Source organism: Massilimicrobiota sp. An142 (assembly GCF_002160725.1).
In the GTDB taxonomy this organism is placed as follows: domain Bacteria; phylum Bacillota_I; class Bacilli_A; order Erysipelotrichales; family Coprobacillaceae; genus Allocoprobacillus; species Allocoprobacillus merdigallinarum.
Genome location: NZ_NFLD01000010.1, coordinates 1 through 14,495, shown reverse-complemented (window position 1 = coordinate 14,495; position 14,495 = coordinate 1). Strand labels below are relative to the sequence as shown.

The window sequence follows — 14,495 nt, the reverse complement described above, 5'->3', positions numbered from 1 at the left end:
ATACATGTTAAAAAGTTTATATGTTTCATCATTTGTTATTATTGATAAAATGAAAATTGATTTTCAAGAAGGAATGAGCGTTATTACTGGAGAAACAGGAGCTGGAAAATCTATTGTGATTGATGCTATTGGACAATTATGTGGTAACCGCTCTTCCGCTTCATTTGTCAAAAAAGGATGTTCAGAAACTGTCATTGAAGGTGTTTTTGATGTGACTGTAACACCTCAACTAGAAGCCATATGTCAGCAATTACATATAGAAGCTGATGACGAATTTATTATTACAAAAAATATTCAAAGTAATGGTAAGAGTCAAGTTAAAATCAATTATCAATCATCTACTCATAATGCTTTAAAGTTATTAATGCCTTATTTGATTGATATTCATTCTCAATTTGAAACACAAAAACTTTTTGCTCAAAAAAATCATATCCTTTTATTGGATGAATATGCAAAAGATGAGCTACAAGATCTTTTCTTAGATTATCAAACTCAATTTCAACAATATAAAGATATACAACAACATTTGAATCAAACTATTCAAGAAGATATGTCAGATGAACAGCTTGATTTTTTAAAAAGTCAATTAAAAGAAATTGAAGAAGTCAGTTATACAGATGATGAAATAGATCGTTTTGAAGAAGAATTAAAAATATTACAAAATTATGAGAAAATGAATGCATGTATTCAAAATTTTGAACAACTTATGAATAATGGTCAAGGTGTTTTACCAAAATTAAAAGAGGCTACTTATGAAATCCAATCATTATCTTCTTATCAAGAGTTTGAGGAACCTGTAGAAAGTATACAAAATCTTTATTATAACTTATTAGATATTACAGAAAATATACTGGATACATATCGTTCTTTTCATTTTGATGAATATCGTTTTAATGAACTTCAAGACATTTTATTTAAAGTCAATAGATTAAAAAGAAAATATGGTTTTACAATGCAAAATATTCAGGAATATCATGATGAATTAATACAAAAAATTCAAACTATTGAAAATAGAGAAGAATATATTTTACAGCTTCAAAATAAGCTTCAGCAACAAGAAAAGAAAACAAAAGATATCGCAATGCAAATGCATCATATACGTAAAAAATATGCTAAAAAATTTGAAGCTGATATTCATCAAGAACTCCAAGACTTATATTTAGATAAAGCTATTTTTAAAGTTCAAATAAAAGAATCTCAAATGCTTCAGCCACTAGGATGTACTAATGTACAATTTATGGTTTCTATCAATCAGGGACAAGATTTAAGCCTTTTAAACGAAACAGCAAGTGGGGGAGAAATTTCACGTATAATGTTAGCAATAAAAACAACAATTTTAGAATATAACAGTATTGATACTATTATTTTTGATGAAATTGACACTGGTGTCAGTGGAAAAGTAGCAACGAAAATTGGTGAAAAAATGAAAAAAACAGCTTTAAAAAAACAGGTTATTTGTATTACTCATTTACCTCAGGTTGCAGCTTTGGCAGATTATCATTATTGTATTGAAAAAAAATCAACTGATGATGAAACTATCACTTCTATTCATCTTCTAGATTCTAACCAAAAAATTATAGAAATTGCAAAAATGTTATCTGGTGAAACTATGACTCAAGAAGCTATAGCAAATGCTAAAAAATTATTAGATGCATAAAATAAAGCATATATGCCAAAATAAAATGTAATCAATTTGATTACAAGGAGGTGTATATGCTTTGCTTTTTAAAAAGTTGAGTATATCACTCATCACTGTCGTTTCATTAGTATTCCCATCCTTTCAAGTCTTTGCAGCAGATGTTATTCTAGGTGGTCAATCAATAGGTATCGAGCTTGATTATGAAGGTATTATGATTACTGGAACTTATGATATTTCTATTGACAATCGTCCTTATAATCCAGCAAGTGATGGCTATCAGTCTGGTGATTTAATTACGCAAGTGAATCAGCAGAATGTAGAATCTATTTCAGAGTTAATGGAATCTGTTAAAAACAGTGTAGAAAAGAATCAAAAAATTATGTTAACCTTAAAACGTCAGTATAAGACCATAAAAAAAGAATTGAAATTTCAAAAAAAAGATGATCAATTTACGACTGGACTTTATGTTCAGGATGGTTTAACTGGCATAGGGACGATGACGTATTATAACCCTGAAACACATCACTTTGGAGCATTAGGACATATGATGTATGATACTTCATTATCAAGTGATACAACGATTAAAAATGGAACAGTTTATAATTCGTATGTTAAAAAAATAAACCCTTCTCAAAATGGAAATCCAGGAGAAAAAATTGCTGAAATCGGTTCTATTGAAATAGGAAGATTGTATGAAAATAATAATTATGGTATTTATGGCCAATATACAAATCTTTCTGATCAACTTCAAACAATTTCAACGGCTTCTATGGATGAGATTGAATTGGGAGAAGCTTATTTTTTAACTGTTCTCAATGGTCACGAAGTCAGTCGTTGTTCAATTCGCATCACTGATTTAAAGAAACAAAACGAGCCTGATGTAAAGGGTATAACTTTCGAAATAACAGATGAAGAAGTTCTGTCATTAACAAATGGTATTGTTCAAGGAATGAGTGGTTCACCTATCATTCAAAACAATAAACTCATTGGATGTGTAACACATGTTGACATAAACAATGTTCATCAAGGTTATGGATTATATATTGATTGGATGCTTAAAAACGACAAATAGAAAGAGAATCCTGCTAGATTCTCTTTTTCTTATTTCAACACGATTAGACTTTTTAACAAACTTTATGTCGAAAAAAGCAGTGAAAATTTTGACGAATAGATATAAATTCATTTTTTCACATTTATTTTTTGTATAAAGACTAGGAATATGAATTTGACACATATATAATAAATTTGCTGATGAGAAGAAATCGAAAGGGAAAATTGGAAATTATGAAAACATTTATTGCTATCGAACAACCAGAGTTATTGGAAAATATAAAATATAATTTAGAAAAAACAAATAAAATGACTGTTGTTGGAACGGCACAAAATGGTATTGATTGTTTAAATTTCTTTAATCAAAGAACTTGTGATTTATTAATTATTGATCTGATGTTATCTGAAATTGATGGCATTGGCGTTTTGAAAAAACTAAAAGAAATGAATAAACAATCTTTTCAAAAAGTTATCTGTATTACCCAATTTACAAATCAGACAATTTGCAATATGTTAGAAGAACTTGGTGTCACTTATTGCTTTAAATATCCTTTTGATATTCAACACTTTATTCAATCAACACTTTATATTACTGCTTCTGAATTCCAAAAAACAGATTTAATGGATCAGGATGAATCTGAAAAATATAAAAAAGTGAAGATTGAAAATGAAATCACAGAAATTTTACATGAAGTTGGAATACCTGCGCATATTAAAGGTTATATGTACTTAAGAACAGCTATTTTAACAACATATTATAATATTGAAATTCTTGGTCAGGTTACAAAAGTTTTATATCCAGATATAGCAAGAATGTATAATACAACTTCATCTCGTGTAGAAAGAGCTATTAGACATGCTATTGAAGTCGCATGGAATAGGGGAAATACAGATGCTATTGATGATATATTTGGTTACACTGTTTCGGCAGTTAAAGCGAAACCAACAAATTCAGAATTTATTGCAATGATTGCTGATAAATTAAGATTAGCACATAAAACTGATCATGTAAAAAAAGAAAGTCTTTATAATTATAAAAACTATATGTTAAAATAGTTATGAAAGTTGAGGTGATTTCTTTGCAAATTATTTTTCATATTGATTTGAATGCATTTTTTGCAAGTGCTGAAATCTCTCAAAATCCTGATTTAGAAGGAAAACCTATTGTTGTCTGTCGTGAGTCACGTCGCAGCATTATTACAACTGCCTCTTACGAAGCAAGAAAATATGGAATTCATTCAGCTATGCCTTTATTTCAAGCAAAAGAACTATGTCCTCAATTGATTACTGTTCCACCTCATTTTCAACTATATAAAACTCTATCTCAACAATTTTTTGAGCTTATCTCATCTTTTTCAAAAAAACTTGAAGTCGCAAGTATTGATGAGTGCTATGTTGATATGACAGAATATATTCAACATCAGCATATCCATCCATATCAGGCCGCTAAAGACATTCAAAATCATGTTTTTAAAACTTTAAAATTACAATGTTCTATTGGTGTTGCGCCTAATAAATTTCTTGCTAAAATGGCTAGTGATATGAAAAAACCAATGGGGATAACCATGATTACAAATCGTAATTTTAAAGAAAAACTTTGGCATTTACCTGTAGGGGATATGCATGGAATTGGGAAAAAGACTGTTCCAAAATTACAGCAAATGGGAATTTATACTATTGGTGATTTGGCAAAATATGAAAACTATGAAAAAATAAGAACTATTTTTCAAAAGAATACATTTATTGTTTATCAAAGAGCTAATGGCAAAGATTTCTCTAAAATCAATTATAAGAAGAATGAGTTAAAATCAGTTGGAAATTCAACGACTTTTGAAAATGATAGTCATGATGAAGAATTCATTAAATCTGTTTTTCATTCTTTATCACAGGAAGTTTCAAATCGTGCCAAAAAAAGAGATCTTGTATCTAATTCTATTTCTATTACACTTAAATATACACGAGAAAAATCAAAAACAAAACAAACTATTATTGATCAATATACAAATGATTTTGATATCATTTATGCGACAGCTTTATTATTGTTTGAAAGTATTTATAATGGTGAAAATTTACGTCTTGTTGGTGTCAGTTTAAATAATGTTGTTCATGTTCAAGATTTAAATATACAGTTATCTTTATTTGGTAAACAAGGGAATCATCTATCTCATCATTCTCAAACCGATCAGTTTATTCATCAATTTAATGAACACTTTCCTGATATGAAAGTTATGAAAGCATCCTCACTTATTGAAGATGATGAAATTCAAAAAAAGTATCTCAAAAATAATGAATAATTTTAAAGAACGCTCATATGCTTTACAGAGGTGATAACATGAGTGTTTTTTTACAGCGTTTTATTCAAAATAAAAAATATATACTTATTGCAATTGGGGTTACTGGATTAATGGGCTTTTTATTTGGTTTTTATCAGTATACGCATACACAGGACCCTATACAAAAGTTTTTCCATTATTTATTTTATTTAAATATTGAAAGTTATACAAATCATTACCAATTATATATTATTCAAAGTGGATTATTGATTTTTATTTGTACATATTTAAGTACGAGTTATGTAGGACAATTAGGTTTGTTATTTATAACTTTTTTAAAAGGATTACAAATATCATTTTCTCTACAATATGTTTTATCTGTTGTTCAAATGAATGTAATTATGGTTATTTTAATGTTATGTGAAATTCTTTTTGAAATCATCATAGTTTCAATTATTGTTTATATTGGCCTATATATATCTAGTTATGTGACATTAGTTAATTTTTATATCGAACAGAATTTTAATATCAAAAGTATTTTAAATTATCGACTTAATTTTATTATTGCCTCATTGATTGTACTCACATGTTCATTAGCTTTTCGATTATATATTGTTCCTTTATTTTAGAAGTGACTTTAGTAGTTTTTTTTGATAAAAATTGTTATAATAGCAATGGTGATGTATTTTGAAATGTAAAGATGCTATGTTGGAATATCGAGAGTATATGATTGTTGAAAAAAATTATAGTCAGCATACTGTTCATGCATACCAAAGAGATATTAAACATTTTTTGGATTATGTTTTTAAGATGTATGAAATTCAATATATCGAGGATGTAAACAAGGATCATGTATATTCATACTTAAAAACAATGCGTCAAAAATTAAGTGATGCAACTATTGATCGTCATATGATATCTTTAAGACAGTTTTATCAATTTCTCATTAAAGAAAAAATTGTTTCTCAAAATATAATGAGTTCTTTTGAAATGCCAAAGCGTAAAAAATATCTGCCACAGGTTTTAAGTGAAGAAGAAATGTTTCAATTATTAAATTCTATTGTTGTAAAAGATGCCATTTCATCACGAAATCGTTGTATGGTAGAAGTTTTATATGGATGTGGTTTGCGTGTGAGTGAAATGTGTTCATTAACTTTGCAAAGTGTTAATATTCAAAAAGGATTTGTTAGATGTGTTGGAAAAGGAAATAAAGAAAGAATTATTCCAATGAATAAAAGTTGTGGACTTCTACTCAAAGAATATATTGAAAAGTACCGTGATGAACTTTGCAAAAAAGGAACAACACCTTATCTTTTTTTAACTCAAAATGGAAAAGTAATGACGAGAGATGATTTTTATCATATTCTTGAACATTTAGTGAAAAATAGTGGTTTAATGAAACATATAAGTCCTCATACTTTACGCCATACTTTTGCGACACATTTATTAGAACATGATGCTGATTTACGTTCAATTCAGGAAATGCTAGGGCATAGTGATATTTCAACAACAACTATCTATACACATGTATCACAAAATAAAGCAATTGAGGATTATCGTCAATTACATCCTAGAATGCAAGAAAGGAACAAGAAAAATGGAAAAATATAAACGTGTATTTTTAATAGTGTTAGATTCATTAGGTATAGGAGATGCACATGATGCTGCACAATTTGATGATGTTGGCGCAAATACTTTAGGTCATATCTGCGAAAAAGTAGGGGGGCTAGATGTTCCTTGTTTAGAAGGAATGGGCTTAGGAAATATTGGTCAATTTCAAGGTATTCATGCTTTAAAAAATCAATTAGCTTATACTGCAAGACTTGAAGAAGTTTCCAATGGTAAAGATACAATGACTGGACATTGGGAAATGATGGGATTACATATTACCAAACCTTTTAAAACATTCACTGAAACAGGATTTCCAAAAGAATTCATTGATCTATTTGAAGAAAAAACAGGTCGTAAATGTGTTGGAAATTATGCTGAAAGTGGCACAAAAATACTTGATGACTGGGGTGAACATCAGATAAAAACTGGTGATTGGATTGTTTATACATCAGCAGATTCAGTATTTCAAATTGCTGCTAATGAAGAAATTATACCTCTTGAAGAATTATATAAAGCGTGTGAAATTGCTAGAGAAATTGCAATGGATGACAGATGGAAAGTCGGACGCATCATTGCCAGACCATTTGTTGGTAAAAAGAAAGGTGAATTCGTAAGAACAGCTAATCGTCATGATTTAGCGTTAAAACCATTTGGTAAAACTGTTTTAGATAGTCTTAAAGAAAATCAAATTGAAGTCATTGGAATTGGTAAAATACCAGATATATTTGTTGATCAAGGTATTACACGTAAAGTCAAAACTGTTTCTAATCATGATGGTATGGAAAAAACAATAGAAATTGCGAAAGAAGATTTTCGTGGATTAGCTTTCTTAAATTTAGTAGATTTTGATGCTGTTTATGGACATCGAAGAAATCCTGAAGGATATGGACAAGCCATTGTTGAATTTGATCATCAGTTAGAAGAATTATTATATTGTTTAAATAGTGATGATTTGTTAATGATTACTGCTGATCATGGAAATGATCCAACATACAAAGGAACAGATCATACACGCGAAAATGTTCCACTTATCATTTATAGCAAGTCTTTACAAATGCCTAAACATTTAGGACTGTTAAAAAGTTATGCAGTCATTGGAGCAACCATTGCAGATAATTTTGATGTTGAAAATCCTGGTATAGGATCATCTATATTAAATCAAATCATCTAGGAGAAATCTATTATGAATTCACAGGACACTAGACATGGTATTATGATAACTTTAGGAGGTACTCTTATTGGTGCTTTGTTATATATTTTTGCTTTGTCTTTAGATAATCATTTTGTCATTATAACAAATTATATCATCGCAATGATATTGTATACTTGTTCTTTTTTAGCTGCATTTCAACAGTATAAAAAAATGTCTTCTCATCTCATGATATCTATTCTTATATTGATTATCATAGTTTTGGCTATAAGTACATATTCTTTTGTTTCAATATTCTTATAAAATTCACATAATATATATTATACGAAGTTGTATATACTTTTAAAAAGTCTTATTACTGATTTATAAGACTTTTTATTATGTTTAAATATGACTCCCCTGCATCCCTGCATATTTATGAGCAAATTCCCATTTATCTTTATTTATATTGACATAGATATTCTATATCTAAATAATACATTGATTTTTTGGATTTTTTTTCATAAAATTTTTACAAAATCAATCATAATAAATGGAATTATTAAATCCGTTTACAATTTATCTTATATCTATTATAACACGATATATTTGTTTTCCGTTGTTTTTGTATTATTGATAATTGAAAATCAGTATTTTTTTATAAAAAAAGAAGCATTTTAGCTTCTTCATTAGTATACTTCATTAATATATTTATTAGATTCCATTCTATCTTTTTGAAGCGTATTGCTCATTATTGTAATGATATATTTACTTTCACAGTTTAAATTTACAGTCATATCACATTCAAGAATTAACTTTTTAGAAGATTTCTTAAAATATGACAACATTTGTAAAAGATTATTTTGATTGAAATAGATGGCTTCACTTATATAAATACTTTCATCATCTTCATGATATATAAAATAGCCTAAATCTTCAAATATAAGGATTTGATCATTGAAACTTTCACATCTTTTTCTTAAAAGTTGCCAGTATTCATGACTACGAATACGATATTCATCAAAATGACTAACAAATTGATGATAATATTTTTCTAACAAATCATATTGCTGACTTATTTTCAAATCAGAATAATTTTCCAACATATTTTTATCAATCTCAATAACCTGATGATAATGTGATGCATGAAATCCAAAAGGTCGATAAATTTCAGGATGATAAGCTTGCAGATAAATCGTTTTATTTGTGTATTTACTCAAAACAAAATATAGAAGTTGCTTCATTAAGCCTTGTTTTTGAAAATATGGATGTGTACACACACCTAATATAAAATAACATTCTTCTGGCTTCTTATTTTTCATAATAGACATTGGAACGATTTGTAAAGCAGATAAAATACGATTATCATTTTTAAGTACAAAAGTATTTTCTTTATGATAAAGCTCTTGAAAATAATAGTTTGTTGATTCTTCTGTTTCATCTTCGAAACATTGTAGCCATAGTTTTTTAATATCTTCTAAATCATGATCATTTGCTTTTTCAATTATTGTCTGATTTTCATAAATACGATATTTATGAATCATCTTAACAGGGTGTAATGATTGCTTTGATCGTCTTAAATTTTCTAGACCCATATCTTCTTCCCTATTTACCCATTTTTCATTTTGAAAATGATGTTCTAATAGTTCTTTTAATATAGCAGGATATAATCCTCTAATATCTTTATTTGCTTTTTCAACGTGTATTTGAATAGTAGAATGATTAAGTTTTGAAGCAATAATAAAAGCTTCTAATTGGTTATGGATAAAAATTCCTCCAATATGAAATGGTAAAAGATGCTTTGAGGAAAGCAATGACATGATTCCTCTAACTTCACTTGTCATTGATTCACTTAAATTATCCTTTTCCCCTTCCCATCTATTTAGACATGTAAAAATGATATCGAAATCTTTGACTATATCCAAATCACGATATTCATAATCAGGATAAGCTTTAAGAAAAGCATTGTAATGATTACGTCTTTTTTGCATTTTCTTACCAGCTAAAGTTTGAAGCATATCTTTATCATAGATATAATCATCATTAAATGGTGTCCTTTCAAAAAGGAATTGATGCGAATAATCATTTTTTTGAAGTGTTGAAACAAAACTTTCAATAGCACAATCAATCATAAAAGGAAAACCATGTTGATGGCTATATTTAATCATGTAATCCAAAGCTTCCTGATAAAATTCGGGTGTCGTAAAAGGCATGGCCCAAAAATAAATGTTTTTATAATGATGCAGCATAATAAGAAAGTTATCATGTATTTCATATTGTATATGATACTCATGATTCCACATCATCATTGTGACAAAATTGGAGTTATATCCTTCATAATTGGCTTTTTCTAAATACGGTTGAATAATTGCATAATCTTCTAATTTTAATTGTTTCATGATTGTTGAGAAAGCAGCATATGAATAAACTGTTTTGCTGTTCTTCCTGAAAAACCTCCATTTCTTATTTCCCACTGTAATGCTAATTCATGTAGTTGTTCAGTTGGCATTGTTAAATGATAAGTCTTAGCTAATGCATCAATAATATCTAAATAATGTTGTTTATCTGGATGAATATACATGATTTGAACACCAAATCGAGATACTAAAGATAATTTTTCCTGCATAGCATCGTTATTATTAATTTCCTGATCATGATTACGATCATTCCATGTTTCTTTGATTAAATGTCTACGATTACTTGTTGCATAAATTAAAATATTATCAGGTTTCTTTTCAAGACCACCTTCAATAACAGCTTTTAAATATTTATATTCAACTTCAAATTCTTCAAAAGACAAATCATCCATAAAAATGATAAAACGATAATTTCTATTTTGTAATTCATTAATAATTTGAGGCAATGATATAAATTGATGTTTATAGACTTCAACCATTCTTAAACCTTGTTTATAATAACGATTCAATAAAGCTTTAATACTACTTGACTTTCCTGTCCCACTATCGCCATAAAGTAAAACATTGTTGGCTTTTTGACCATTTAAAAATGCTTCAGTATTTGCTATTAAGCGTTCTTTTTGACTTTTATAACCAATTAATTGTTCAAGTGTATTATTGCCAATATGATCAATTGGTATAATTTGATTATTCAAATATCGAAAGGCTTTATTTAATCCATATTTTCCAACACCATACTGATAATAATGATTATATAATATTTGATAAAACTCTTCCACTGATGTGCTTTGAGAAAGCTGAGTTTGTAAATTTGTTAATACATCAAAAATTTCTTGATTGATAATCGTAGAACTGTTTTGAAAGTCAAAAAATAAATCTTTATATAAAGAATCAAGATAAGAAAAATCATAATGATAAAGATTGTAAATGATTTCAAAATCATGACAAACTACTTTTTTTAAAGAAGCAGAAATGTCTTTTTTTCTTTCTAATGCCAATGTGAATGTATTTTCATGATAAGCTAATAAATGCGTTAATAGACTTTGAAATAATTGTCCATGTAATTCATATTTTTCAGCTAAAACAAGAAGACTAGCAATAAATTCTGATTCATCAATAGATGCATCATCATCCATAAAAGATAAACATTTTAAAACAACATCATCCTGAGATATATTTTTATAGACTATAAGCTGATCGTTAATCATAAATTGAACTCCTTTCTGTAAAAAAAGACGATAAAATCGTCTTTTTGTTAATTTTTAAAACTGTGGATAGGAGCAGGAATACGTCCACCTCTATCAATAAATTCATCACATGAGAATGGATTGACAGGCATGATAGGTGCATATCCCAATAAACCACCAAATTCTACTTTTTCACCAACATCTTTACCTATAACAGGAATAATACGTACTGCAGTTGTTTTTTGATTAATCATACCAATAGCCATTTCGTCTGCAATAATTCCAGAAATTGTTTTTGCTGATGTTTTCCCTGGAATCGCAATCATATCTAAACCAACTGAACATACGCATGTCATAGCCTCTAATTTTTCCAATGTTAAGGCACCAGCTTCAACAGCATCAATCATACCTTGATCTTCACTGACAGGGATAAACGCTCCAGAAAGTCCACCAACATATGAAGATGCCATAACACCACCTTTTTTAACCTGATCATTTAAAATAGCTAGAGCAGCTGTTGTTCCAGGAGCCCCTACTCTTTCTAAGCCCATTTCTGTTAAACAGTCGGCAATACTATCACCAACTGCCGGTGTTGGGGCTAATGATAAATCAATAATTCCAAAAGGAATATTTAAAGCTGCAGAAGCTTCTCTAGCGACTAATTGTCCAACACGTGTAATTTTAAAAGCAGTTTTTTTAACAATTTCGCATAATTCTCCAAAATCTTTTCCTTTAGCTGTTTGAATTGCTTTTCTTACAACACCAGGACCACTGACACCCACATTAATAATAGCATCAGCTTCACTGACTCCATGGAAAGCTCCAGCCATAAAAGGATTATCATCAGGTGCATTACAAAAAACAACAAATTTTGCACACCCAATAGAATCTTGTTCTTTTGTTAATTCAGCAGTTTCTTTGATGATTTCCCCTATTAATTTAACTGCATCCATATTAATTCCCGTTTTTGTAGATCCTACGTTTACTGAACTACATACCAATTCAGTTTCTTTCATAGCTTGAGGAATAGATTGAATTAATAATTTTTCAGCAGGTGTCATTCCCTTAGAAACAATCGCACTGTAACCACCGATAAAATTCACACCAACTTTTTTAGCACAACGATCTAAAGTCTTAGCGATTTTGACAAAATCATCTGTTGATTGACATACAGATGCACCAATAAGACCAATTGGAGTTACAGAAATTCTTTTATTAACAATAGGAATCCCATATTTTTTTTCAATATTTTCTCCAGTTTCAACTAAATGTTCAGCAACACTTGTAATTTTATGATAAATATTTTGACATAAAGTATCTATATTAGCATCAATACAATCAAGTAAACTAATCCCAATTGTAATAGTGCGGACATCTAAGTTTTCCTGCTCAATCATCTTATTTGTTTCATTAACTTCAAATAAATTTATCATGATTTTCCTCCTTAGATTCTATGCATTTTATTAAAAATATCTTCATGCTGTAATTTAATATAAACGCCTATATGATTTCCTAAATCTTCTAATTGATCACAAACGTCTGAAAATGATTCTTTTGCTAAAGACATATCAACAATCATCATCATATTAAAGTACCCATCTAATATTGTTTGAGAAATATCTAAAATATTAATATTTGCTTTAGATAAAAATTGACATACATGAGCAATAATGCCAACCTGATCTCTACCTACAACTGTTATAATTGCTTTTTCCATTTTTCTTCCTCCTGATTTTTAAACATTATAACAAACAATATGTAAAAAGAAAAGAAAAAAAGGAGCATAGCTCCTTTAAGAAATTATTTTAATAAAGATAAAGCTTTTTCGAATACGGCTTTACCGTTCATTGTTCCATAATCTCTCATATCAATGACATCTACAGGGATAGGTCCAGCTTTTCTACCAGCAGCTAATTTTTCAATAGCAGCTTTTTGGAATCTAACTTGTGGGCCAAGCAAGATGCAATCAACTTCTTCTAATACTCTAGGTGCATCAGAGAATGGTAATGCAAAGATTTTGCATTCAACACCAGCATCTTTAGCAGCAGCTTCCATTTTAGTAACTAATAAACTTGTAGACATTCCTGCAGAACATACTAATAAAATAGTTTTCATATTTCTTACTCCCTTTCTTATTATTACAATATATATTGTAACAATTTTTACCTGAATTGTAAACACTTACGGATAAAAATTTTCTATTTGAGAAAATCGGTTGATTCTATCAATATAATTATGAATTTATAATTGAAATATGATAGAATAATATAAGAAAAGAGTTGATTGAAATGAAATTATTAGTTGTCAGCGATAGTCATCTTTACGAAAATTATTTACAGCGTGTGGTAACTCACTATCGTTTTCATGTTGATTATATGATTCATTGTGGTGATTCATCTTTACCTGTTGATGATCCATATATACAATTATTTGATATTGTTGTTAAGGGAAACCATGATGATGCACCCTTCCCTATCTATAAAACATTTCAACATATCTGTGTTACACATGGACAATATTATGGAGTTTATTATGGATATGATCAATTAATACAGCTTTGTCAAAAAGAAAATTGTTATCTTTGTTTACATGGTCATACACATGTTCCAACGGTCCAAAAACATCAAAACATTCTTTTTGTTAATCCAGGAAGTTTGATGATGAATCGAGGAAGTTATGGATATGGAACATATGCTCTTATTGATATTCGTGATAACAATGATATCCAAGTTGAATTTCATCATTGTCAAACAGATGAGATTTGTAATCAGGATATATTAGATGAAGGACTTGAATTATTAGAAGAATTTAAAACACTGTTAAAATAAAAAAGAAATTAGCTTCTGTAACTAATTTCAGGCTGTTGACAAAGTAAAAAAGTCAACAGCTTTTAGTTTTCAAATGAAAGAATATATGGTATTATATCCATTGTCGTGGATGACTTCTTTCCAAGTACGCAAACTTTGAGGCTCCACGACCTTTTTTTATCATCATGTCATGAAAATATGATATAATGTAAGTGCGTATTTGGAGGTAAAATATTATGGCAATGACATGTTTAAACAATCGCAAAAATGACAGCTTTATTTTGAGTACTATAGATGAATTAGTACCATCAGATCACAAGGTAAGAGAGCTTGAGGAAGCCATTGACTGGACATTTATTTATCCATTGGTCAGACCGCTCTA

14 protein-coding genes are annotated in these 14,495 nt (G+C 28.7%); 9 read left to right on the top strand and 5 right to left on the bottom strand.

What is annotated here, in order from left to right; translation table 11 throughout:
- Positions 1-4: 4 nt before the first annotated feature.
- The 8 genes from recN to B5E87_RS05990 all read left to right on the top strand — a co-directional run bounded on the left by recN (position 5) and on the right by B5E87_RS05990 (position 8,026).
- The gene (gene recN / locus B5E87_RS06025) at positions 5-1,657 is read left to right on the top strand and encodes a DNA repair protein RecN (RefSeq protein ID WP_087244027.1); all 1,653 of its coding nucleotides are present in this window, start codon (positions 5-7) and stop codon (positions 1,655-1,657) included.
- A gap of 61 nt (positions 1,658-1,718) precedes the next feature.
- Positions 1,719-2,711, top strand: coding sequence for a SpoIVB peptidase S55 domain-containing protein (locus B5E87_RS06020; RefSeq protein WP_087244026.1), 993 nt, complete (start codon positions 1,719-1,721; stop codon positions 2,709-2,711).
- 212 nt (positions 2,712-2,923) lie between these two features.
- Complete coding sequence (gene spo0A / locus B5E87_RS06015; protein WP_087244092.1) at positions 2,924-3,745, top strand: sporulation transcription factor Spo0A; 822 nt, start codon at positions 2,924-2,926, stop codon at positions 3,743-3,745.
- Between the two features lie 14 nt (positions 3,746-3,759).
- Complete coding sequence (gene dinB / locus B5E87_RS06010; protein ID WP_422879805.1) at positions 3,760-4,983, top strand: DNA polymerase IV; 1,224 nt, start codon at positions 3,760-3,762, stop codon at positions 4,981-4,983.
- 38 nt (positions 4,984-5,021) lie between these two features.
- Complete coding sequence (locus B5E87_RS06005; RefSeq protein ID WP_087244024.1) at positions 5,022-5,591, top strand: hypothetical protein; 570 nt, start codon at positions 5,022-5,024, stop codon at positions 5,589-5,591.
- A gap of 58 nt (positions 5,592-5,649) precedes the next feature.
- Positions 5,650-6,573 carry a tyrosine recombinase gene (locus B5E87_RS06000; RefSeq protein ID WP_087244023.1) on the top strand — a complete coding sequence of 308 codons (924 nt, stop codon included), beginning with the start codon at positions 5,650-5,652 and terminating at the stop codon, positions 6,571-6,573.
- Positions 6,560-7,744, top strand: a complete 1,185-nt coding sequence (locus B5E87_RS05995) for a phosphopentomutase (RefSeq protein WP_087244022.1) — start codon at positions 6,560-6,562, stop codon at positions 7,742-7,744. Before B5E87_RS06000 ends, B5E87_RS05995 begins: the two co-directional genes overlap by 14 nt.
- 12 nt (positions 7,745-7,756) lie before the next feature.
- Complete coding sequence (locus B5E87_RS05990) at positions 7,757-8,026, top strand: hypothetical protein (RefSeq protein ID WP_087244021.1); 270 nt, start codon at positions 7,757-7,759, stop codon at positions 8,024-8,026.
- Between the two features lie 365 nt (positions 8,027-8,391).
- On the opposite strand, the gene B5E87_RS05985 is transcribed toward B5E87_RS05990, so the two are convergent.
- The 5 genes from B5E87_RS05985 to B5E87_RS05965 form a co-directional block, all read right to left on the bottom strand.
- Positions 8,392-10,101, bottom strand: a complete 1,710-nt coding sequence (locus B5E87_RS05985; protein WP_087244020.1) for a GNAT family N-acetyltransferase — start codon at positions 10,099-10,101, stop codon at positions 8,392-8,394.
- Positions 10,098-11,327 carry an ATP-binding protein gene (locus B5E87_RS05980; protein ID WP_087244019.1) on the bottom strand — a complete coding sequence of 410 codons (1,230 nt, stop codon included), beginning with the start codon at positions 11,325-11,327 and terminating at the stop codon, positions 10,098-10,100. The genes B5E87_RS05985 and B5E87_RS05980 overlap by 4 nt, the downstream gene beginning before the upstream one ends.
- A 47-nt stretch (positions 11,328-11,374) precedes the next feature.
- Complete coding sequence (locus B5E87_RS05975) at positions 11,375-12,739, bottom strand: PFL family protein (RefSeq protein WP_087244018.1); 1,365 nt, start codon at positions 12,737-12,739, stop codon at positions 11,375-11,377.
- A gap of 11 nt (positions 12,740-12,750) precedes the next feature.
- Entirely contained in the window at positions 12,751-13,023 is a 273-nt protein-coding gene (locus tag B5E87_RS05970) for an ACT domain-containing protein (RefSeq protein ID WP_087244017.1), read from the bottom strand.
- 83 nt (positions 13,024-13,106) lie between these two features.
- Entirely contained in the window at positions 13,107-13,421 is a 315-nt protein-coding gene (locus B5E87_RS05965) for a PTS sugar transporter subunit IIB (protein WP_087244016.1), read from the bottom strand.
- A gap of 173 nt (positions 13,422-13,594) precedes the next feature.
- Here B5E87_RS05965 and B5E87_RS05960 point away from each other — a divergent pair, with 173 nt between their 5' ends.
- Positions 13,595-14,134 carry a metallophosphoesterase family protein gene (locus tag B5E87_RS05960; RefSeq protein WP_087244015.1) on the top strand — a complete coding sequence of 180 codons (540 nt, stop codon included), beginning with the start codon at positions 13,595-13,597 and terminating at the stop codon, positions 14,132-14,134.
- Positions 14,135-14,495 lie beyond the last annotated feature (361 nt).

Bases quoted from the DNA above. Each gene is read 5' to 3' on its own strand.
- recN (WP_087244027.1), top strand. From the start codon at position 5: ATGTTAAAAAGTTTATATGTTTCATCATTTGTTATTATTGATAAAATG.
- spo0A (WP_087244092.1), top strand. From the start codon at position 2,924: ATGAAAACATTTATTGCTATCGAACAACCAGAGTTATTGGAAAATATA.
- B5E87_RS06005 (WP_087244024.1), top strand. From the start codon at position 5,022: ATGAGTGTTTTTTTACAGCGTTTTATTCAAAATAAAAAATATATACTT.
- B5E87_RS05995 (WP_087244022.1), top strand. From the start codon at position 6,560: ATGGAAAAATATAAACGTGTATTTTTAATAGTGTTAGATTCATTAGGT.
- B5E87_RS05990 (WP_087244021.1), top strand. From the start codon at position 7,757: ATGAATTCACAGGACACTAGACATGGTATTATGATAACTTTAGGAGGT.
- B5E87_RS05985 (WP_087244020.1), bottom strand. From the start codon at position 10,101: ATGAAACAATTAAAATTAGAAGATTATGCAATTATTCAACCGTATTTA.
- B5E87_RS05980 (WP_087244019.1), bottom strand. From the start codon at position 11,327: ATGATTAACGATCAGCTTATAGTCTATAAAAATATATCTCAGGATGAT.
- B5E87_RS05975 (WP_087244018.1), bottom strand. From the start codon at position 12,739: ATGATAAATTTATTTGAAGTTAATGAAACAAATAAGATGATTGAGCAG.
- B5E87_RS05970 (WP_087244017.1), bottom strand. From the start codon at position 13,023: ATGGAAAAAGCAATTATAACAGTTGTAGGTAGAGATCAGGTTGGCATT.
- B5E87_RS05965 (WP_087244016.1), bottom strand. From the start codon at position 13,421: ATGAAAACTATTTTATTAGTATGTTCTGCAGGAATGTCTACAAGTTTA.
- B5E87_RS05960 (WP_087244015.1), top strand. From the start codon at position 13,595: ATGAAATTATTAGTTGTCAGCGATAGTCATCTTTACGAAAATTATTTA.